21 protein-coding genes are annotated in these 20,854 nt (G+C 40.9%); all 21 read left to right on the forward strand.

The features are described 5' to 3' along the window. Positions 1–12 precede the first annotated feature (12 nt). The 21 genes from BN3282_RS06960 to BN3282_RS07055 all read left to right on the forward strand — a co-directional run bounded on the left by BN3282_RS06960 (position 13) and on the right by BN3282_RS07055 (position 20,735). Positions 13–318, forward strand: coding sequence for a type II toxin-antitoxin system RelB/DinJ family antitoxin (locus tag BN3282_RS06960; protein ID WP_059067786.1), 306 nt, complete (start codon positions 13–15; stop codon positions 316–318). After that, positions 315–653, forward strand: a complete 339-nt coding sequence (locus BN3282_RS06965) for a type II toxin-antitoxin system RelE/ParE family toxin (RefSeq protein ID WP_059067788.1) — start codon at positions 315–317, stop codon at positions 651–653. The genes BN3282_RS06960 and BN3282_RS06965 overlap by 4 nt, the downstream gene beginning before the upstream one ends. 481 nt (positions 654–1,134) lie before the next feature. Beyond that, positions 1,135–1,278: a hypothetical protein gene (locus BN3282_RS15320; protein WP_242866613.1), complete on the forward strand. Its 144-nt coding sequence runs from the start codon at positions 1,135–1,137 to the stop codon at positions 1,276–1,278. 72 nt (positions 1,279–1,350) lie between these two features. After that, on the forward strand, positions 1,351–1,746 hold the full coding sequence (locus BN3282_RS15325; RefSeq protein WP_242866614.1) for a hypothetical protein: 396 nt from the start codon (positions 1,351–1,353) through the stop codon (positions 1,744–1,746). A gap of 394 nt (positions 1,747–2,140) precedes the next feature. Next, complete coding sequence (locus tag BN3282_RS06975) at positions 2,141–2,419, forward strand: hypothetical protein (RefSeq protein ID WP_059067790.1); 279 nt, start codon at positions 2,141–2,143, stop codon at positions 2,417–2,419. 1 nt (position 2,420) lies between these two features. Continuing rightward, the gene (locus BN3282_RS06980; protein WP_059067792.1) at positions 2,421–3,923 is read left to right on the forward strand and encodes a class I SAM-dependent DNA methyltransferase; all 1,503 of its coding nucleotides are present in this window, start codon (positions 2,421–2,423) and stop codon (positions 3,921–3,923) included. Between the two features lie 24 nt (positions 3,924–3,947). Further along, positions 3,948–5,156 (forward strand): restriction endonuclease subunit S, encoded by a 1,209-nt coding sequence (locus BN3282_RS14655; RefSeq protein WP_082667500.1) that lies wholly within the window; start codon positions 3,948–3,950, stop codon positions 5,154–5,156. Between the two features lie 18 nt (positions 5,157–5,174). Next, a complete protein-coding gene (locus tag BN3282_RS06990; RefSeq protein WP_059067793.1) occupies positions 5,175–5,636 on the forward strand; it encodes a DUF3990 domain-containing protein in 462 nt (153 codons plus the stop codon). Then, entirely contained in the window at positions 5,636–6,097 is a 462-nt protein-coding gene (locus tag BN3282_RS06995; RefSeq protein WP_059067796.1) for a hypothetical protein, read from the forward strand. The genes BN3282_RS06990 and BN3282_RS06995 overlap by 1 nt, the downstream gene beginning before the upstream one ends. Before the next feature lie 44 nt (positions 6,098–6,141). Further along, positions 6,142–7,110: a site-specific tyrosine recombinase/integron integrase gene (gene xerA, locus BN3282_RS07000; protein WP_059067798.1), complete on the forward strand. Its 969-nt coding sequence runs from the start codon at positions 6,142–6,144 to the stop codon at positions 7,108–7,110. A gap of 55 nt (positions 7,111–7,165) precedes the next feature. Next, complete coding sequence (locus BN3282_RS15015) at positions 7,166–8,335, forward strand: restriction endonuclease subunit S (RefSeq protein WP_162858225.1); 1,170 nt, start codon at positions 7,166–7,168, stop codon at positions 8,333–8,335. After that, positions 8,332–11,682 carry a DEAD/DEAH box helicase family protein gene (locus BN3282_RS07010; RefSeq protein WP_059067800.1) on the forward strand — a complete coding sequence of 1,117 codons (3,351 nt, stop codon included), beginning with the start codon at positions 8,332–8,334 and terminating at the stop codon, positions 11,680–11,682. Before BN3282_RS15015 ends, BN3282_RS07010 begins: the two co-directional genes overlap by 4 nt. Before the next feature lie 126 nt (positions 11,683–11,808). Then, positions 11,809–12,441, forward strand: coding sequence for a sulfurtransferase-like selenium metabolism protein YedF (gene yedF, locus BN3282_RS07015; protein WP_059067802.1), 633 nt, complete (start codon positions 11,809–11,811; stop codon positions 12,439–12,441). A gap of 92 nt (positions 12,442–12,533) precedes the next feature. After that, positions 12,534–13,601, forward strand: coding sequence for a selenide, water dikinase SelD (selD, locus tag BN3282_RS07020; RefSeq protein ID WP_082667567.1), 1,068 nt, complete (start codon positions 12,534–12,536; stop codon positions 13,599–13,601). Beyond that, positions 13,562–14,992 carry an L-seryl-tRNA(Sec) selenium transferase gene (selA, locus tag BN3282_RS07025; RefSeq protein ID WP_059067806.1) on the forward strand — a complete coding sequence of 477 codons (1,431 nt, stop codon included), beginning with the start codon at positions 13,562–13,564 and terminating at the stop codon, positions 14,990–14,992. The genes selD and selA overlap by 40 nt, the downstream gene beginning before the upstream one ends. A gap of 39 nt (positions 14,993–15,031) precedes the next feature. Beyond that, entirely contained in the window at positions 15,032–16,948 is a 1,917-nt protein-coding gene (gene selB / locus BN3282_RS07030; protein WP_059067808.1) for a selenocysteine-specific translation elongation factor, read from the forward strand. After that, positions 16,945–17,898 carry a selenium metabolism-associated LysR family transcriptional regulator gene (locus BN3282_RS07035; RefSeq protein ID WP_059067810.1) on the forward strand — a complete coding sequence of 318 codons (954 nt, stop codon included), beginning with the start codon at positions 16,945–16,947 and terminating at the stop codon, positions 17,896–17,898. Before selB ends, BN3282_RS07035 begins: the two co-directional genes overlap by 4 nt. 125 nt (positions 17,899–18,023) lie before the next feature. Continuing rightward, on the forward strand, positions 18,024–19,160 hold the full coding sequence (locus BN3282_RS07040) for an aminotransferase class V-fold PLP-dependent enzyme (protein WP_059067812.1): 1,137 nt from the start codon (positions 18,024–18,026) through the stop codon (positions 19,158–19,160). Positions 19,161–19,172: 12 nt separating this feature from the next. Continuing rightward, positions 19,173–20,270, forward strand: coding sequence for a YedE family putative selenium transporter (gene yedE, locus BN3282_RS07045; protein ID WP_059067814.1), 1,098 nt, complete (start codon positions 19,173–19,175; stop codon positions 20,268–20,270). 22 nt (positions 20,271–20,292) lie between these two features. Further along, positions 20,293–20,496, forward strand: a complete 204-nt coding sequence (locus BN3282_RS07050) for a sulfurtransferase TusA family protein (protein WP_059067816.1) — start codon at positions 20,293–20,295, stop codon at positions 20,494–20,496. Then, positions 20,496–20,735, forward strand: coding sequence for a putative Se/S carrier protein (locus BN3282_RS07055; RefSeq protein ID WP_059067818.1), 240 nt, complete (start codon positions 20,496–20,498; stop codon positions 20,733–20,735). Before BN3282_RS07050 ends, BN3282_RS07055 begins: the two co-directional genes overlap by 1 nt. Positions 20,736–20,854 lie beyond the last annotated feature (119 nt).

Consider the following 20,854-nt stretch of genomic DNA (forward strand, 5'->3'; position numbering starts at 1 on the left):
GAACAATGAGATATGGCAAAATCAGCAAATCTTTATGCAAGAATTGAGCCTGAAGTAAAAGAACAGGCAGAACGCATTTTATCCGCACTTGGAATCCCTGCCTCAAATGCAATCAATATGTTTTATAAACAGATTATCATGCAACGTGGTTTACCGTTTGATGTTAAGATACCAAGAGAAAAACCGATGGATGTATCCACACTTACGGAAGAAGAATTTAACGCAGAACTTGAGAAAGGATATGCGGATATGAAAGCCGGACGAGTGAAAGATGCAAGACAGGCTTTTGCAGATATTCGGAAAGATTATAATCTATGATATTTGATGTGAAACTGTCAAAACAGGCGGACAGTGATTTAAGGAATATATATGAGTATATTGCCTTTGAACTGCAAGCGCCGGAGAATGCGGACGGACAACTGAATCAACTGGAAAAGATGATACTTTCCCTTGAAGAAATGCCGGAACGCTTTCGACGATATGAGAAAGAACCATGGCGCAGTCAAGGGCTTCGTATCGTTCCTGTGGATAATTACCTTGTGGTGTATATTCCTGAAATAGATATACAGCGAGTAACAGTTATCCGTGTGCTGTATGGAAGAAGAAATGTTGATGAAGAACTTAGGCTTCATACAACCATAACAACTGAATAAGGGGTATATAAGCGGTAATCAAAAAAGGTTATCGCTTTTTTAATTTTATAGGAAAGTTCAATCTTTATCGAATTTTTGAATGAAAAAGGCCTGCACAAAGGCAGGCGTGAGAAGAAGATGACACTGCTTAGAAGATATAAAAGCCTTCTACACCAGCCTCATCGGCAAATAAATCGTCTTCATTTAAGAAATCATCCATCAGATTTTATACGCCATGACCTTTTTATCCAAAGTGAGTGAACCCTATATTGATCTGGGAACAGCCTCTGGAAAATTGTTCTGCCACGACTTACACAGCAGGATAATGATACGTCCGCATGGCGCGGTTCTGCCCATAAGAATGGGAATAGTTGAGATACTAGAGGAGCCTTCCAAAGCCGTCTGTCTGCTTAGAAAACATATCACGAAACGAATTTCTTATGTGTTATACTTAGAGTACAGATTTTAATATGAAAATATGTTGATATAGGAGTTGAACGTGATGCAGATATTGTATGTTACCGATTTACATGGAGATAAAGAGAAGTACAAAAAGACATTGGAGATTGCCAGTGAAAAAGGAATCAGTGTGATTGTTAATGGTGGAGATATGCTGCCAAAGCAGTGTAACAGACACTTGGAATAACCAATCTTTATCAAAGGATTTTTAAGAGAATACTTCAAAGAGTTGCAGGGACAGGACATCAAATATTTTGCTATGCTTGGAAATGATGATTTACGGGCTGTTGATGAATTGTTTGATACAGTTTGTAGTGAATTTCCAAATGTTTACAATATGGCAGGAAGAAAAGTGGATATTAACGGATTTGAATTTATTGGTATGAACTTTATACTAGACCACCCTTTCGGTTGCAAAGACAGAGTGATTACAGAAAAGGATTACATTCCACAAAGACAGTTCACTGCTGCTGCAGGAACTTCTAATGAATATGATTATGACAGGATTTATAACTGGCTGGAATATTCAAAAACAGAATTACCTTATATGTGTGATGTGCTTAAGCAGTTACCAAAACCAGACAATACACAGAAAACCGTGTATATCATACACATGCCACCGGCAAGATTACGGTTGGGACAGTTGCTTTATTAGGACTTGGATATAGGCTCTGTCGATATTTACAATTTCTTAAAGGAAATGCAGCCATTATGTTCTTTGCATGGACATATACATGAAAGTCCAGATACCGAAAAAGGAAAATGGTGCAATCAGATAGGCAATACAATTTGCATTCAAACAGGGCAGACAGAATTATTTGATAGTGAGATGGTCTATGCGGAAATTGATTTGCAACATCAGGAATTTAAGCGAGAAGTAGTCAAAATGAAATAAGCAAGAGGAACACCGGAAACGGTGTTTTTTCTGGAACAGTAGATTTGCAGTCTTTGATAAAAAGATTGATAGGAAGTGAGATTGAACAGAAAAACGGAGTGAATTAAAAAACAGCAGGACAAACGGCTGATATATAGGAGAAAGCGTGTTATAATTGGATCGTAAAAAAGAAATTATTGTTGCTGCATACAGAGATTTTACAGATCGAGCAGTTCTTCTGACAAATAAAGCAATGTCAAAACCTGACCGTATCAGAGAGATGATTAAGGGGACGTTAGGAAAGATTACAAAAGCAGAAATTATAGAACAGTGTCCGGAAATCAGACAAACAACTGCGCAGCGAGCATTGAATGAGCTGCTTAAAAATAATGCGATAATCAAAATTGGCGGCGGAAGATACACTTCGTATGTATGGAATAGGGAGAATGATTAGTATGATTACAGGTGAATTAAAAAATAAAATTGACGGATTATGGGAAATCTTCTGGACTGGTGGATTGACGAATCCATTGGACGTAATAGAGCAGATGACATATCTGATGTTTATTCGAGATTTAGATGATGCAGACAATCTCCATGCAAAGGAAGCTGCAATGTTAGGTCTTCCATATAAAAGTATCTTTGCTGATGAGATACAGGTAGGAGAACGCACCATTGCCGGAAATCAGTTGAAATGGAGTGTATTCCATGATTTTCCGGCAGCTAAAATGTACAGCACTATGCAGGAGTGGGTATTTCCTTTTATCAAAAATCTTCATGGAGATAAGGATAGTTCTTATTCAAAATACATGGGAGATGCAATTTTTAAGATCCCTACACCTCTAATGCTGGATAAGATTGTCACAGCAATGGATTCGATTTATGAGCAGATGGCGCAGCTGAAATCTGCTGATACAAGAGGAGATGTGTATGAGTATCTTCTCTCAAAGCTTGCAACAGCAGGAGTGAATGGACAGTTCCGTACACCTAGACACATTATCCGCATGATGGTGGAAATGATGGATCCAAAGGCTGATGAGATTATTTGCGATCCAGCCTGCGGCACTTCCGGTTTCCTTGTATCTGCAAGTGAGTACTTAAAAGAGACAAAGAAAGAAGAAGTATTCTTCAATAAACAGAATAAAAATCACTATATGAATCATATGTTTCATGGCTTTGATATGGACAGAACAATGCTGCGAATCGGTGCTATGAATATGATGACTCATGGGGTGAATAATCCATATATTGAGTACAGAGATAGTTTGTCAGATCAGAACATAGATAAGGACAAGTATAGCTTGATTCTTGCAAATCCACCATTTAAGGGAAGCTTAGATTACGACATAGTAAGTGCTGATCTGTTAAAGGTGTGTAAAACAAAAAAGACAGAGTTATTGTTCCTTGCCTTATTTGTTCGTATGCTTAAAGTGGGTGGACGATGTGCTTGTATTGTTCCTGATGGAGTACTGTTTGGATCATCAAAAGCACATAAAGATATTCGTAAGGCGATTGTTGAAGAAAATAGGTTAGAAGCAGTTATTTCTATGCCTTCTGGAGTATTTAAACCATATGCAGGAGTCTCAACAGCGATTCTGATTTTTACAAAAACAGGTCATGGTGGAACGGATAATGTATGGTTTTATGACATGAAAGCGGATGGTTTTAGTTTGGATGACAAGCGTAATGAAATAAAGGAAAATGATATTCCTGATATTATTGAGCGCTTTAAAAACCTAGATAAAGAAGTGGATAGAAAGCGAACAGAACAGAGTTTCTTTGTCACAAAGAAGGAAATTGCAGATAATGGCTATGACCTTAGTATAAACAAATACAAGGAAGTAGAATATGTACCGATTGAATATCCATCAAGCCAGGAAATCATGGCAGATCTTCGTGAATTGGAAGTGAAGATTGGCGAGGAAATGGATGCTTTGGAACAATTGTTAGGATTATAAATTCGGATTTGTGGGGATAAAGAAATGGCAAAACTGATAGAAATAACTGGGAAGGCTTTGTCTGGTGAATGGGGTACTGACGATGAAACTGGAGAAGGAATACCGGTATTAAGAACTACCAATTTCACAAATGAAGGCGTAGTTGATTATAATAATGTGGTTACCCGAATAATAACTAAGAAGAATATAGAGGAAAAATTTCTTCGTAAAGGAGATATTATTATTGAAAAATCGGGTGGGAGCGATAAACAACCGGTAGGTCGTGTTATATATTTTGATGGTCCTGAAAATGTTTATCTTTTTAATAATTTTACAGGCTTATTGAGGATAAAAGAAAAAAAAGTATGGAATCCGAAATATGTGTTTTATTCTTTATATGCAAACTATAGACGTGGCGGAACTCGACCATTTGAAAATAAAACTACAGGACTTCATAATTTAAAAACAGATGATTATGTTGCTCGATATGAAATTAAAGAGGTGAATTATGATTATCAGAAAGAAGTTTGTGAACAACTTGATATAATATCTGATGTAATAAAACTCAGACAAAAGGAATTGCAGAAACTGGATAACCTCATCCGAGCCCGATTTGTCGAACTGTTTGGTGATCCAGTTGCTAATCCTATGCACTGGCCTGTGAAAAGGTTAAAAGAACTTGCCATTCAGATAAATAGTGGCAATACTCCTAAGGGTGGTTCTGAGAATTATGTAGAAAAAGGAATTACGTTTTTTAGAAGCCAGAATGTATGGAAAGATCGTTTAGAGATGGATGATATTGCTTATATAGATGAAAAAACTCATGAAAGTATGAAGAGAAGTAGTCTTAAGCATGGCGATATCCTTATGACAAAGACAGGGCGTATAAATACAGAGAACAGTTCACTTGGAAGAGCTGCTTTGTATGAAGGTGAAGATGATATGGCAAATGTGAATGGACATGTTTATTTCATCAGACTTAAGGAAGGGGTAAATAATAAGTTTGTTCTTAGAGTTTTAGTGTCACCAGAGTATCGTGATTTAATTAGAAGTGTTTGTGTTGGTGGAATTGATAAGCGTCAGCTCAATAAGGAACATATTGAGGAGTTTCCTATAATATATCCTCCTTCAGAAATGATTGATAATTATATTGAATTTGTAGAACAGGTCAACAAATCAAAAGTTGCAATTCAAGCTGCATTAGATAAAACACAGTTGCTTTTTGATAGTTTGATGCAAAAATATTTTGGATAATGAAGGGAGGTTATGTGATTGGCGATAATGACAGTTTATCATGGGGGGTATACTCCAGTTAAAAGCCCAGAAATTAGAATCGGAAGAAATACAAAGGATTTCGGTCATGGGTTTTATTGTACCATCATAAAAGAACAGGCGCAGAGATGGGCAAAGCGTTATGATACAGGTATTGTATCTATTTATGATGTACGTTTTAAAACCAATTTACACATAAAAGAATTTCGAGATATGACAGATGAATGGTTGGATTTTATTATAGATTGTAGAAGTGGCAAGAACCATACGTATGATATTGTAATTGGAGCAATGGCAGATGACCAAATTTATAACTATGTGTCTGATTATATAGATGGAAGTATTACAAGGGAGCAGTTTTGGATTTTAGCAAAATTTAAATATCCGACTCATCAAATAAATTTTTGTACAGAGAATGCATTAGAATGTCTTGAATACAGAGGATTTGAGGAGGTCTTATAATGGTAAATAGGGGAAGAGAATCGGCAAAAGATAATAATCTTTTCTTTACATGTTCCTTAATTGAATATATTGCTAGAAAGACGAAAAATAGAAGAAAAGATGTAGTTCGTGCATTAGATAAACAAAATGTTTCAAAGATTTATGATTTAGCAGATGTTTATCATAGTGATAATATAGAGCGAGTGAGTGATGATTTCATTAAAGAGGCAGAAATAGTTACAGGAACATTTGATAATGTAAAAGCATGCAAGTATTCGATTCCATCATATTGGGATATTGGAAAAGTATATAAAAGATTAATAAAATCTGTAGCAGAGTATGAAAAAATTGGCGTAATAGATGCGTTGCTGAAAGTCTATAAATCTTTTCTTAGCGATAAAATAGATGATTATAATAGTAGTATGTATTATGAAAATCCATCATATTTACTAGAGTGTTATATAGAAAATAAAGTGATTTAAAAAAATGGGTGTAGGATGTTGGTATCGATAGGAGAGATACCAACATGGAAGAAAAAATTGTAACAATTATCAATGAGATGGCAGATTATTTAAATATTTCACAAATGAAGAAGTTGCAGGAGGTATTACTTCAAACATTTTCGGAAAACACAATTCAGAAGGAGGAAATACCAAATGAGAAGTATTTGCAGCTGTTTTTAGATGCAAAACGTATTGAAGGATGTTCAGAACGAACAATTCAATATTACAGTGTGACAGTAGATAGAATGTTTCAAAAGATAGAAAATCCTGTGAGAAAAATATCAACAGAGGAAATTAGAAAATATCTTGTTGATTATCAAAAAATCAATGACTGTAGCAAAGTGACTGTGGATAATGTTAGACGAAACATTTCTAGTTTCTTTTCGTGGCTCGAGGAAGAAGATTATATTCTAAAAAGCCCAATGAGACGTATTCACAAAATAAAAACAAAGCAACCGGTAAAAGAAATTATATCAGATGAGGCAATTGAACTTCTCAGAGATTATTGTCATTGTTCTCGTGATCTGGCAATGATTGATTTGCTTTACTCTACAGGTATACGTGTTGGTGAATTGGTAAATTTGAATATTTCTGATGTTGATTTTGAAGCACGAGAATGTGTTGTGTTTGGAAAAGGTGATAAAGAGCGTAAGGTGTATTTTGATGCTAAGGCAAAACTTCACTTGTTAAATTATTTAAGGGAGCGAAATGATAATAATCCAGCTCTTTTTGTTACATTAGATGCTCCACACGATCGTTTAAAGATTAGTGGAGTTGAAATTCGCATTCGTACTCTGGGAAGAAAGTTAAATATGGGGAAAATACATCCTCATAAATTTCGGAGAACGATGGCGACAAGGGCAATTGATAAAGGTATGCCAATTGAACAGGTGCAAAAGATTTTAGGTCACTCTCAGATTGATACAACCATGCAATATGCGATTGTAAATCAAACCAATGTAAAAACATCCCATCAAAAATATATCGCCTAAAAATCAAATTCGGATTTGTGGGGCTCTGCAAGTAGCCCGGTGAGGGATGATGTAGATGGAAAAGATTAGATTAGGAGATGCCTGTGAAATCCTAAATGGTTTTGCATTTAAAAGCGAAAACTATGTCGATTCAGGTATTCGAGTTATCAGAATTGCTAATGTACAGAAGGGATATATTGAAGATAACACACCAGCATTTTATCCATTGGATTCAGTGGGATTAGATAAATACATGCTTGAAGAAGGGGATCTGTTAATATCTTTGACAGGCAATGTTGGTAGAGTTGCAATTCTTGAAAAGGAGTTTTTGCCAGCTGCTTTGAATCAGCGTGTTGCCTGCTTACGTTTGAAAACGAGTAGGCTAACAAAGGGCTATTTGTTTCATATTTTGAATGATAATCTTTTTGAGCAACAATGTATTCAATCATCAAAAGGTGTTGCACAAAAGAATATGAGTACAGAATGGTTGAAGAATTATGAGATTCTACTGTATTCAAAAGAAAAACAAGATGTAATTACGGAAATTCTTGATAAGACATACAATGTAATATCTTGTAGACAGCAGGAACTTCAAAAACTTGACGATCTTATCAGAGCCCGATTTGTCGAACTCTTTGGGGATTCAGAACATAACACAAAGAGGTGGTCAATTGCAAAACTTTCGTCATTGTGTAATGTGGGATCAAGCAAAAGAATATATCAAAGCGAACTAACCGAAACGGGCATTCCGTTTCTTCGGATTTCTGACTTGAACGAAAAGATTGATGGTAAAAACAACACACCTCAACTCTTTATTCCAAATGGCAAGTATGACGAATTGCAGACCAAGGGGTTAGTCCCTTCGGTTGGAGATATCCTTGTAACAGCGAGAGGTACACTGGGAAGGTGTTATATTATAAAACCAAGCGATACTTTCTACTTCCAAGATGGAATGATTAGTTGGCTGTCTGATATAAACGAAAGCATAACAAGTTTGTATCTTTCTTACCTGTTTTCAACGACAGGAGTTCAAAAACAGATAGCCAATCTTCAAGCAGGTTCAACCGTAGCTTATCTTTCTATTGCAATGCTAAAAAACCTTGACATTATGATTCCACCCAAAACATTGCAAAAGCAGTTTGCATACTTTGTTAACCAAGTCAACAAATCAAAATTCTCAAAGGAGGATAAAATATCCTCTCATAACTATAGTCGTGTATTCGTTACCAGAAGGAGGTTCTTATGATAACCAACTTTGATTATTTAAAAAATGAAGAGAAATTCTCGGCATTTGCGGATGTCGCTATTTCAGCAGAAAAGATTGTTTTGATAGACCCTGAGGCTTGTGTTATTAACTGCCGCAGGGCGATGGAATTTGCTGTGAAATGGATGTATTCCGTTGAAAAACAGTTGGATATGCCATATCAGGACAATCTGCGGAGTTTGATGAATGCGGAAGATTTTAGAGAAGTTGTCGGGTACGATATTTGGAAACGAATGGATTATATTCGTAGATGCGGGAACAATGCTGCACACAACAATAAGAGGTTAGGCAGGGCAGAAGCCATACTTTGCCTGGAAAACTTATCCATTTTCCTCGATTTTGTTTCATGTTGTTATTCCTTGAGCTACGTAGAGCATATTTTTGACAAGCAATTGATCGAGGATAGAATCAATAAGGCAAAACAGTCAAAGAAAGACGCTGAAGATACGAAAGAAAGCTTATTGAAGAAAATCAGTGAGCTTGAGAAAAAGGATCTGGATTTACAATCGTTAATCAAAGAAAATATGGCTTTGAAAGAGGAACTTTCAACAAGAAGAGAGGAACAGCAGGATTCCTATGTGCCAAAGCCGCTTGATTTGTCAGAATATAAAACAAGAAAACTCTATATCGATTCCATGCTTCAGGAGGCTGGCTGGACAGAGGGAAAAGACTGGATCAACGAATATGAGATTCCGGGAATGCCAAATAAGTCTGAAGTTGGCTTTGCAGATTATGTTTTAATGGGAGATGACGGACGAATACTGGCTGTTATTGAAGCAAAACGTACCTGTGTAGATGTTTCTAAAGGCCGCCAGCAAGCAAAGTTGTATGCGGATATCATTGAACAAAGACAGAAAAGAAGACCGGTAGTATTTCTGACGAATGGATTTGAAACCAGAATTATTGATAATCAATATCCGGAACGAAAGGTATCGGTCATATATTCTAAGCGTGATCTTGAGAAACTGTTTAATCTTCAAACTATGAGGTCAAGTTTGAAATATATTACAGTAGATAAGACTATTGCGGGGAGATATTACCAGGAAGGTGCGATTAAGGCTGTATGTGATAGTTTTGGCACCAAAAATCGTCGAAAAGCACTTTTGGTTATGGCGACAGGATCCGGGAAAACAAGGACAGTCATTGCTCTGTGCAAGGTATTACTGGAACAGGGATGGATTAAGAATATTCTTTTCTTAGCTGATCGAAATTCTCTTGTGACACAGGCAAAACGAAACTTTGTAAATCTATTGCCGGATTTATCAGTAACCAATCTCTGCGAAGAGAAAGACAATTATATGGCTCATGGAGTATTTTCGACATATCAGACCATGATGAATTGTATCGATTCAGTGCATGACGAAAGTGGAAAGCTGTTTACTTGCGGACATTTTGATCTGGTTATTTGTGATGAGGCACATAGGTCCATTTACAACAAGTATAAGGACATTTTCAGTTATTTTGATGCTCCATTGGTAGGTTTGACAGCAACGCCGAAGGATGAAATTGATAAAAATACATATGAGATTTTTGAACTGGAAAATGGTGTTCCAACATATGGATACGAACTTGCCCAGGCTGTTAAGGACGGATACCTGGTAGATTTTGTATCTGTGGAAACGACTCTGAAATTCATTGATCAGGGAATTGTGTACGATGAATTATCTGAGGAAGAAAAAGAAGAATATGAAAGTAAATTCATAGATGAAAACGGTGAGTTACCAGAAAGTATCACGTCTTCCGCATTAAATGATTGGGTGTTTAATGAGGATACAATTAAAGAAGTACTGCATATTTTTATGACCAATGGTATTAAGGTAGATTATGGCAATAAGATTGGTAAAAGTATCATATTTGCAAAAAACCATGATCATGCGGAAAAAATTTATGAAGTGTTTGGAAAAGAGTATCCGCATCTGGCTGGATATGCAAAGGTCATTGATAATTATCTGAATTATGCACAGAGTGCCATCGATGAGTTTGCTGATCCCAAGAAGATGCCGCAGATTGCTATTTCTGTTGATATGCTTGATACAGGTATCGATGTACCGGAAGTGGTGAACCTTGTATTTTTCAAAAAAGTAATGAGTAAAGCTAAATTCTGGCAGATGATTGGAAGAGGAACTCGTTTGTGTCCGGGATTATTGGATGGTGAAGACAAGGAGAAGTTTTACATTTTTGATTTTTGCGGCAACTTTGAGTTCTTCCGCATGAATAAAGGACATCCAACGGCAAATATGATTGCGCTGCAGGGCGCAATTTTCCAACTTGAATTTGAAATCGCTTATAAATTACAGGATATCGCATATCAGACGGAGCGATTGATAGCCTATCGTAATGCGTTGGTTGAGCACATGGCTTCAAAAGTGAAAGAACTGAATCGGGAGAATTTTGCTGTTCGGCAGCATTTGAAATACGTGGATACTTATGCGAATGAAAAGAATTATACAGCCTTAACATTTGAGGATACATTGATTGTAAGAGAAGAAGTATCACCACTTATTGAACCTGACAATGATGAAGCAGCGGCTTTACGTTTTGATGCATTGATGTATGGGATCGAGTTGGCGTATTTGATTGGGAAGAAGTATTCTCGTGGAAGGCATGATTTAATTGCAAAGGTATCTGCGTTGTCCGGTGTTGCTAATATTCCGGAAATTATGGCTCAGGCAGATCTGATCAATCAGATCCTTCATACGGACTACCTTGATAATGCCGGAATAAACGAATTTGAGCACATCAGAGAAAATCTTCGTGATTTGATGAAGTATATTCCTAAAGGGGCGAAAGTCATCTATGATACAAACTTTGATGATGAGCTTCTCTCTATGGAATGGAACGAATCAGAATTAGAAAATGATGATTTGAAGAACTATAAGGCTAAAGCAGAATATTATGTTCGTCAGCATCAGGATAATGAGGTGATTGCAAAATTGAAGAGCAATAAACCGTTGACTTCTGCGGACATTAAGATTCTGGAAGATATTTTGTGGAGTGAAGTTGGAACAAAACAGGATTATGAAGCTGAATATGGTGAAAAACCTCTGGGAGAATTTGTACGAGAAATTGTAGGATTGGACATGACAGCTGCAAAGGAGGCTTTTGCGGAGTTTCTAGATGAGACTAATTTGGACAGTAGACAGATATATTTTGTGAACCAAATTGTGGAGTTTATTGTACACAACGGCATGATGAAGGATTTGTCTGTTCTTCAGGAAACACCGTTCACAGATCAAGGCAGCATCGTAGAGGTGTTTACAGATCTGTCTGTGTGGATGGGAATAAGAAGAGTAATAGAACAGGTGAATGCAAATGCGTTGGCTGCGTAAGGAGAAATCAATTATGCTCCCTTGGTGCTTTAAAATACCCGAACAGAATCTATAAAAAGAAGGTTTACCTTCTGATATCACAGTGATAGAATATATCTATAAGTAAAATGACAGGAGAGTGAAAGCATGTTAACAGTGAATGCAATAGGAGATGCCTGCCCGCTTCCGGTGGTCAAGACAAAAAAGGCGCTGGAACAGCTGGAAGCGCCGGATATGGTAGAGATATTGGTAGACAATGAGACAGCGGTGAAAAACGTCACAAAGTTTGCAGAACAGGCGGGAAAAAAAGCGGTTTCCCAAAAGATAGAAGAAGGAAGATATCAGATTTTGATCGACTGTACAGGAGAAAACGACGCAAAGAAGGAGTCAAGAGAGAATGCGGCAGAGAAAAGCGCTGCAGCTGCGGACAGAACAGGAAATACGGGCAGTACAGTAGTCGTCATTTCCTCAGACAGAATGGGAGAAGGAAACGAGGAATTGGGAAAGGTCTTGATGAAAGGTTTCGTATTTGCCTTGACACAGTTGGATGAACTCCCGGAGAAAATGGTATTTTATAATGGAGGAGCACAGCTTACCTGTGAGGGAAGCGAAACGCTTAAAGACCTGCAGTTTATGGAAGAACAAGGCGTAGAGATACTGACCTGCGGGACATGCCTGGATTATTACGGTTTAAAGGAAAAATTAAAAGTCGGCAATGTGACCAATATGTATACGATCGTCGAGACTATGACTAAGGCGGGGAAGATCGTAAAACCGTGATACGTATATGAGAGCACAAGGAAAGAAAAGCAGACAGAAAGAAAAGAGGTGAGGGTACTGTGAGCAAGGAAGAACAGATCCGTTTGACACAGATGACAAAAACAGCCGGATGAGCGGCGAAAATAGGTCCGACGACCCTCTCCCAGGTTCTGGGGGAGCTACCCAAATTTCAGGATGAAAACCTGTTAGTAGGAATGGAGACATCCGATGATGCCGCAGTGTATAAGATCACAGAGGATCTTGCGATGATACAGACGGTTGATTTTTTTACCCCGGTGGTAGACGATCCGTATACATTCGGGCTGATCGCGGCGGCGAATGCATTAAGCGATGTCTATGCTATGGGCGGAGTGCCAAAGACTGCTCTGAATATCGTAGGTTTTCCGAATTGTCTTTCGCCGGAGATCTTAGGAGAAATCTTGCGTGGCGGGGCAGTGAAAGTAAAGGAAGCAGGCGCTGTACTTTCCGGCGGCCATTCTGTGCAGGATGACGAACCCAAGTATGGATTATGTGTGTCTGGTTTTGTCGATCCGAAAAAAATGTGGAAGAATTATGGCTGTCAGCCGGGGGATGTGCTTATTCTGACAAAACAGATCGGAAGCGGGATCATCAACACAGCGGTCAAGGCTGATATGGCGTCTGCTCAGGCGGCAGAAGAGGCTGTCCGGGTGATGGCGTCGCTGAATAAAAAGGCAAAAGAAGTATTGGAAAAATACCCCGTTCACGCATGTACAGATATTACCGGCTTTGGGCTGCTGGGACACATGGCGGAGATGGCGACGGCAAGCGGCGTATCCATAAGCGTCAATGTGGAGGCGATTCCGTATATGGAAGAAGCGATCGCCTATGCGAAAATGGGACTTGTACCTGCAGGAGCATATAGAAACAGAGAACACAGTCAAGGCTATGTAGATGCTGGAGAAATAGAGGAACAGTATACAGATGTACTGTATGATCCGCAGACATCAGGCGGGCTTCTGGCAAGTGTCCCGGGAAAATATGTTAAAGAGATACTTTGTGCGCTGAAAGAGGCGGATACAGGCACAAAATTCGCTGCGATAGGAACGGTAGAAGAAAAAAAAGAGGCATATATTTATCTTAAGAAGGAGAACGAAACTAGATGGGCAGAAAGGAATGGCTTCGCAGTATACCAAAAGTAGATCAGTTTCTGGACAAGGAAACGACCAGAAAGCTGGAAGCACAATATGGATACGATATCGTACGGGAAGCGGTGCGTTTGGAATTAGAAAAACTGCGTGCATTTTTATGTGAATGTGAAAGTGAAAAAGCGGCGGAAGAAGCACTGGGGAAATTAGAAGAAAATATAGAACTTACGCTGGCGGACTGGAACCGCCCGTCTATGACGAGAGTATTAAATGGGACAGGGACGATCCTGCATACAAATCTGGGACGCGCCCCTGTCAGTAAGAGCGCGCTCGATCATGTATCCTATCTGGCCGGAGGATATTCGAATCTGGAATATGATCTTCACGGAAAATGCCGGGGAGAGCGCTATGCGCATTTTGAGAAACTGCTTGTAAAGATTACCGGTGCCGAGGCCGCAATGGCAGTGAATAACAATGCGGCGGCTATGCTTCTGATATTGAGCGCTATGGCTAAGGGCGGGGAAGTGATCGTATCCCGTGGCGAACTGGTAGAGATCGGGGGTAAATTTAGGATTCCTGATGTGATGGAACAAAGCGGCGCTATCCTGCGAGAGGTGGGAACGACAAATAAAACGAGGCTGAGTGATTACGAAAATGCCGTGTGTGAGGAAACGAAAGCATTTTTGAAAGTGCATACGAGCAATTACCGCATTGTAGGATTTACCGAGTCTGTCGAGACGAAAGAGCTGCAGGATCTAAAAGAAAAATACCGTATCCCGCTGATTGAGGATCTGGGCAGCGGGAGTCTGATCGATTTAAGCCGGTATGGACTTTCTCATGAGCCTACGGTACAGGAAACGCTTCAAAACGGCGCCGATATCGTAGCATTTAGTGGAGATAAGCTCTTAGGAGGACCGCAGGCAGGGATCATCGTAGGAAAGAAGATCTATATTGACGCGATGAAAAAGCATCCTCTGACCCGTGCGCTTAGGATCGACAAGTTTACGGCAGGCGCTCTGGAGGCTGTTTTGCGGGAATATCTTTCGCAGGACAGAGCGATCAGAAATATTCCGGTCCTCCGTATGCTGACAAAGAAAACAGAAGAAATAAAAAAAGACGCGGAAGAACTAAAAAAAATGCTGGAGGAAGTATGCGGCGGAGCAGAGTTTTCTGTGTGTCCGTGTCAGTCGCAGATCGGCGGTGGCGCATTCCCTATGGAAGGCCTCCCAAGTTTTGCTGTGGCGATCAAACCGACCAACATTACGGCGGCCAGGCTGGAGGAACGTCTGCGCAGATTTCCTCTGCCTGTAGTGGCGCGTGTGGCGGATGACAGGGTTTGTCTGGATATGCGCACGTTTGAAATGCAGTTTGCCAAAGCTTTTGTAAAACAGATAAAGGGCCTTCGGACGCTGGAAGAAGTCTGCATAACGGTAAGAGGCAGATAAGAAAAAGTGCTTTGGCAATATAGTAAGAGGAGAAATTCTATGAGAAATGTGATCATAGGCACCGCAGGGCACATCGACCACGGGAAGACGGCGTTGATCAAGGCGCTGACAGGGCGGGATACAGACCGGCTGGAAGAAGAAAAGCGGCGGGGCATTACCATAGACTTAGGGTTTACGTATTTTGAACTAAAAGATGGAAGCCGTGCCGGCATCATCGATGTGCCGGGACACGAGAAGTTTATCCACAATATGACGGCAGGCGTGGCGGGAATGGATCTGGTGCTTCTGGTGATAGCCGCAGACGAGGGGATCATGCCGCAGACAAGGGAACATATGGATATCCTGCATTTGCTGGGTGTGCAGAATTGTATTCTTGTTCTGAATAAGTGTGATCTGGCAGAGGAACAGTGGCTTTGTATGATAGAGGAAGAAATACGCAGTGAAATAAAAGGTTCCTTTATAGAAAACGCGCCGCTTGTCCGTGTATCGGCGGCAACGGGAGAAGGGATCGGACATCTCAAAGAAGAAATAGAAAAGAGGATCCGTACAAGTGTGAAGGAAGAAAAACAGGACATGCCGGTACGTCTTCCTATTGACAGAGTCTTTTCTCTTACCGGTTTTGGGACGATCGTGACGGGAACATTGTTGGGAGGAAGGATAGAAAAGGGAGATGTACTGACAATCTATCCGTCCGGGCTTCCCTGCAGGGTGCGCAATATCCAGGTACACGAACAGAATGTAGAGAGGTGCTTTGCAGGACAGAGAGCGGCATTGAATCTGGCAGGATGTACAAAAGAAGAAATAAAAAGGGGATGTGTGCTGGCAGCAGAAGGGACAATGCAGAATAGCCGTATAGTGGATGGGAAATTAACGCTTTTAAAAAATTCTAAAAGAACGATCAAAAATCAGACGCGCCTGCATTTTTTGAGCGGGACGAGCCAGACGCTCTGTCGTGTATCCCTTCTGGATGTGCAGGAATTAAAACCAGGAGAAAGCGCCTATGTACAGTTTAGAATGGAGGAAGAAATCGCCTTAAAAGAAAAAGATCGGTTTATCGTCAGATTTTATTCTCCTCTTGAGACGATCGGCGGCGGCATGGTGCTGGACGCCTGCAGCAGGAAGAAGAAACGTTTTCAGCCGGCGGTGATCGAAGAACTGCAAGATCGGGAAAAAGGAAAAACAGAAGATTTACTGTCTATGCAGATCGAGAAGATTTGTCAGGTGCCGACGGCGGAAAGCTGTCTTATGGAAATGACGGGTCTGACAAAAGAGAAGGTGCAGACCATTGTCGGGAGAATGGAAGAAGAGAACAAACTTTTTTGTATGAAGATACAAGAGGAACCATATTGGTGGACCTCTGCACAGGAATCGGGATGCAGGAAAAAGATCAAACAGGATGTGGATGCGTATATGGAACAATATCCATATAGGCTGGGAGCACCGCGGGCAGAAGTGAAGGGACGCTTTCTTAAAACAGTGAAAAAAAGTGTATTTGACGCCTATGTAGAAATACTGGAAAGGGAGCGGGTCCTTATGTCCCGCCAGGAATTTTTGCTTCCGTTCCACTATCAGGTGCCGAAAGAAGGGGCATATCAGGAAGTACGCAGGAAACTGTATGCGGCGATAAAGCCGGCAAAGTATGACTTTGTCAGACTTTCCGATATTTCTTTTGGAAAGACTCCCAGACAGACGGTGGATGAGATCCTGCTTTTGCTTATGGCAAAAGGAGAGATCGTAAAGGTGTCGGAAGATATCTATACAACAAAAGCGTATATAGACGCGGCAAAAGAGCAGATTACAGAAAAATTAAAGACAGACGGCAAGATCACGATCGCGCAGGTGAGAGATATGTTTTCCACAAGCCGCAGAAGTGCGAAGCCGATCTTAGAATATATGGATAAGATAAAGATCACGCGCAAGGAAGGCGCGGAGAGTGAAAGGGTATCAAATTTATGAATTTAAAGCAGCTGGAAGCTTTCGTAAAGGTGGCGCGGGAAAGAAATTTTTCAAAGGCGGCAAAAGATTTGTTTCTTACGCAGCCTACAGTGAGCGCCCATATAGCTTCTCTGGAAAAGGAATTAAATGTCCGTCTGTTCGTGAGGAATACAAAAGAGGTAGAATTATCAGAAGATGGGGAAAAGCTATTTTCTTACGCACAGCAGATGGTAGAACTTGAAAAGCAGATAGAGGCGGAGTTTGATAAAAGCAGAAAAGAAAGCAGCAGTCTGATCAAGATCGCGGCGTCTACTGTTCCGGCACAGTATCTTCTGCCGGAGGTGCTTGCTTGTTTTGGACGGTTTTATCCTCATATTCAGTTAAAAGTGATGGAGACAGACAGCATAAGAGTGATAGAACAAGTAGCGGAAAATCGGGTGGATATAGGATTTACAGGAACGATGACAGAAAAAAGAGAATGTGTGTATCTGCCTTTTTATGAGGATGAGCTCGTCCTGATCGTACCAAACAAAGAAAAATATCGGGTATATGCCAGACAAGAACAAGGATTGGAATGGATAAAACAGGAGAACCTGCTCCTTCGTGAGGAAGGCTCTGGAACAAGGACAGAGGCAGAAAAGAAACTTAAGAAAATGGGATTGGAAAAGCAGGATCTGCATATAAAAGCAAGTATTGGGAACACAGAGACGATCAAACGTCTGGTGAGCGGCGGCGCAGGGATCTCTATTTTGTCTAAACTGGCGGTAAAAGACAAGGTGGATACACAGGAGGTATTAAGCATTCCCCTGGAAGGGCAGGAGGGAAAGCGCAGTATCCATCTGGTATATAATAAGCAATTCAAGCTGTCAAAACCGGCAAGAGATCTGCTATATACGGTGCAGGATATTTATTGCGGCGCAGAGCAGCATAAAGCAGAGGTTTTGCATGAGATAAAGAAAATCGGCGGATGACAGGAAACATAGCGGAGTCACTTATAGGTTTAATCTATAAGTGACTCCGCTATATGGAAATTATCAATTAGACAGAAAAGACAAGGAAGATGTATACTTAAAGACAGGGAAAATAGGAGATGGATATGATTTACATGGATAATGCCGCAACCACAATGCAGAAACCAAAAGAGGTGGGAGAAGCCATCTGCCAGGCACTTTTTACAATAGGCAATGCCGGCAGAGGCGCTGCAGACGGAGCCTTAAGCGCGTCAAGGATTATTTATGAGACGAGAGAAAAATTGGCAGTACTTTTTGGAGCCGAGAGTGCGTCACGCATTGCATTTACAGCAAATTCTACAGAAAGTTTGAATATCGCTTTAAAAGGAACGCTTCAGCGGGGGGATCACGTGATCACGACAGTGCTGGAGCATAATTCTGTCTTACGTCCACTTTACGAATGTCGTGAAAAAGGGGTGGAACTGACTATTTTAGGCTGCGATCAAAGGGGAAATATCTCTTTTGAAGAGATGGAAATGAGTATTCGTAAGAATACGAGGGCAATCGTCTGTACACATGGATCGAATCTGACAGGGAATATGATAGACATTGAAAGAGTGGGCGCGATCGCCAGAAAGTATGGGCTTCTTTTGATCGTAGACGCTTCACAGACGGCAGGTGTTTATCCTATAGATGTACAGAAGATGGGCATAGACATCCTGTGTTTTACCGGGCATAAAGGACTCTTAGGACCGCAGGGGACAGGAGGACTGTATGTCAGAGAAGGCGTGAAAGTACGTCCGCTGTTAAGTGGAGGAAGCGGGATCGATACATATAATATGCATCATCCGGATGAAATGCCGACGGCGTTGGAGGCGGGAACCCTAAACGGACATGGGATTGCCGGCTTGAGTGCGGCGCTTACTTATCTGGAGCGGACTGGCATCGATACAATACGTGAGACGGAATTAAAGCATATGAGACATTTCTATGACTCCATTTCCCAGACACCAGGTATTCAGATATATGGGGACTTTTCCGTAAAATGGAGATGTCCGATCGTATCTCTTAATATCTGGGATTATGATTCTTCTGAAGTCAGTGATGAACTGCAAGTATCTTTCGGGATCGCTACCCGGCCGGGTGCACACTGTGCGCCTCTGATGCATAAAGCGTTGGGAACTGAAAAACAGGGAGCGGTCAGATTCAGTTTTTCACATTTTAATACAGAAGAAGAGATAGAAACTGCCGCATTGGCAGTAAAAGAACTTGCGAAGAGTTAGGAGAGAGGAAAGATGAACTTATCAGATTCAAAGAAAAAGCTGGCGTTGGCAGGGATCATTTGCGGCGCGGTGGCCGCATGTCTTGCTTGGTTTGGCAATCCGGCAAATATGGCGTTTTGTATTGCTTGTTTTATCCGGGATACAGCCGGCGCGCTTGGCATGCACTCTGCGGAGGTGGTGCAGTATGCAAGACCGGAGATCATCGGTTTAGTACTTGGCGCTTTTATCATATCCGTATTGACGAAAGAGTACCGTTCGACAGCAGGCTCGTCGCCTATGGTACGTTTTGTCCTTGGGATCGTGATCATGATCGGTTCCCTTGTATTTCTGGGCTGTCCGCTGCGGATGATCATCCGTATGTCGGCGGGAGATCTAAACGCCTGGGTTGCACTGATCGGTTTTATACTTGGAGTAGGGACAGGGTGTATCGCTCTGAAAAAAGGATTTAGTCTTGGACGTGCGCATCTTACCAATCGGATGAGCGGAGGCGTATTTCCGGCATTGATGGTGGGTGTGCTTTTGCTGGCGGTATGCACATCTTTGCTAAAATCGAGCGTCAGCGGACCGGGAAGCATGCATGCGCCAATTCTTATGGCTTTGGCAGGGGGACTGCTATTTGGAGCTTTCGCACAGAAATCCAGGATGTGTTTTGCGGGAAGTATCCGGGATGTTATATTGATGAGAAATTTCGATCTGTTGACAGTGATCGGCGGTGTATTCGCAGTGATGCTTATCTTTAATGTGGCAACTGGGAAATTTGTATTGGCGTTTGATACGCCGGGGATTATCGCGCACTCTGAACATCTGTGGAATATAATCGGAATGTATGCTGTTGGATTTGCCGCAGTACTTGCAGGAGGATGTCCTTTGCGCCAGTTGATCCTGGCAGGACAGGGATCTTCCGACGCGGCGGTGACAGTTTTGGGAATGTTCGTAGGGGCGGCTATGTGTCATAATTTTGGCCTTGCAGCGAGCGGAACAGCCATAAATGCGGAAACAAAAGAAGTTGTGGCAGGCGCAGTACCGCTCAATGGAAAGATCGCAGTATTGATCTGTATTGCTGTGTGTTTTGTGATCGCGTTTCTTAATAAGCGCAAAGAAGGTAAATAGATAAACAAAGGGGATAGAAAAAATGAAAGAAGTAGATGCAAGAGGCCTTTCCTGTCCGGAGCCATTAATGCTTACGGCACAGGCATTAAAAGAAAATAGCGGTCCAGTCCGGATTTTAGTGACAGAGCCACATCAGAAAATGAATGTTGAAAAATTTGCAAAAGACCATGGGAAAAAAGCCGTTTCTGAAGAGACAGCGGACGGATTTGCGGTGGTGATCGAATAATGCTCCGAAAGAAAGAAAAGAAACTGGTCGTGACATTCCATACGACGGCGGACGCTATGGCGATGGAAAAGGCATGTAAAACGACGGGGATAAAAGGACGGCTGATCCCGGTTCCACGATCGCTTTCCGCAGGATGCGGACTTGCCTGGTGTGCGGAAACAGAAGAAAAAGAGCAGATTATGCAGATCATGGAAGAAAAGAAGATTGAAGAAGAAGCCTTGCACGAGATGCTCGTGTAAGGCTTTTTGACGGCTTTTTTTGCTGCATATTCCACCATATTTCGCCAAAATTTTCTTGCCGGAAAAAGGTGATTTATGATATTATATTTATAGTTTTTAATAATTTTTTTTTCCAAAAG

Source organism: Mediterraneibacter massiliensis (assembly GCF_001487105.1).
Classification (GTDB): Bacteria; Bacillota; Clostridia; order Lachnospirales; family Lachnospiraceae; genus Mediterraneibacter; species Mediterraneibacter massiliensis.

Excerpts from the sequence above, each read along its gene's own strand:
- BN3282_RS06960 (WP_059067786.1), top strand. The coding sequence starts at position 13 with ATGGCAAAATCAGCAAATCTTTATGCAAGAATTGAGCCTGAAGTAAAA.
- BN3282_RS06965 (WP_059067788.1), top strand. The coding sequence starts at position 315 with ATGATATTTGATGTGAAACTGTCAAAACAGGCGGACAGTGATTTAAGG.
- BN3282_RS15320 (WP_242866613.1), top strand. The coding sequence starts at position 1,135 with ATGCAGATATTGTATGTTACCGATTTACATGGAGATAAAGAGAAGTAC.
- BN3282_RS15325 (WP_242866614.1), top strand. The coding sequence starts at position 1,351 with ATGCTTGGAAATGATGATTTACGGGCTGTTGATGAATTGTTTGATACA.
- BN3282_RS06980 (WP_059067792.1), top strand. The coding sequence starts at position 2,421 with ATGATTACAGGTGAATTAAAAAATAAAATTGACGGATTATGGGAAATC.
- BN3282_RS14655 (WP_082667500.1), top strand. The coding sequence starts at position 3,948 with ATGGCAAAACTGATAGAAATAACTGGGAAGGCTTTGTCTGGTGAATGG.
- BN3282_RS06995 (WP_059067796.1), top strand. The coding sequence starts at position 5,636 with ATGGTAAATAGGGGAAGAGAATCGGCAAAAGATAATAATCTTTTCTTT.
- xerA (WP_059067798.1), top strand. The coding sequence starts at position 6,142 with ATGGAAGAAAAAATTGTAACAATTATCAATGAGATGGCAGATTATTTA.
- BN3282_RS15015 (WP_162858225.1), top strand. The coding sequence starts at position 7,166 with ATGGAAAAGATTAGATTAGGAGATGCCTGTGAAATCCTAAATGGTTTT.
- BN3282_RS07010 (WP_059067800.1), top strand. The coding sequence starts at position 8,332 with ATGATAACCAACTTTGATTATTTAAAAAATGAAGAGAAATTCTCGGCA.
- yedF (WP_059067802.1), top strand. The coding sequence starts at position 11,809 with ATGTTAACAGTGAATGCAATAGGAGATGCCTGCCCGCTTCCGGTGGTC.
- selA (WP_059067806.1), top strand. The coding sequence starts at position 13,562 with ATGGGCAGAAAGGAATGGCTTCGCAGTATACCAAAAGTAGATCAGTTT.
- selB (WP_059067808.1), top strand. The coding sequence starts at position 15,032 with ATGAGAAATGTGATCATAGGCACCGCAGGGCACATCGACCACGGGAAG.
- BN3282_RS07035 (WP_059067810.1), top strand. The coding sequence starts at position 16,945 with ATGAATTTAAAGCAGCTGGAAGCTTTCGTAAAGGTGGCGCGGGAAAGA.
- BN3282_RS07040 (WP_059067812.1), top strand. The coding sequence starts at position 18,024 with ATGATTTACATGGATAATGCCGCAACCACAATGCAGAAACCAAAAGAG.
- yedE (WP_059067814.1), top strand. The coding sequence starts at position 19,173 with ATGAACTTATCAGATTCAAAGAAAAAGCTGGCGTTGGCAGGGATCATT.
- BN3282_RS07050 (WP_059067816.1), top strand. The coding sequence starts at position 20,293 with ATGAAAGAAGTAGATGCAAGAGGCCTTTCCTGTCCGGAGCCATTAATG.
- BN3282_RS07055 (WP_059067818.1), top strand. The coding sequence starts at position 20,496 with ATGCTCCGAAAGAAAGAAAAGAAACTGGTCGTGACATTCCATACGACG.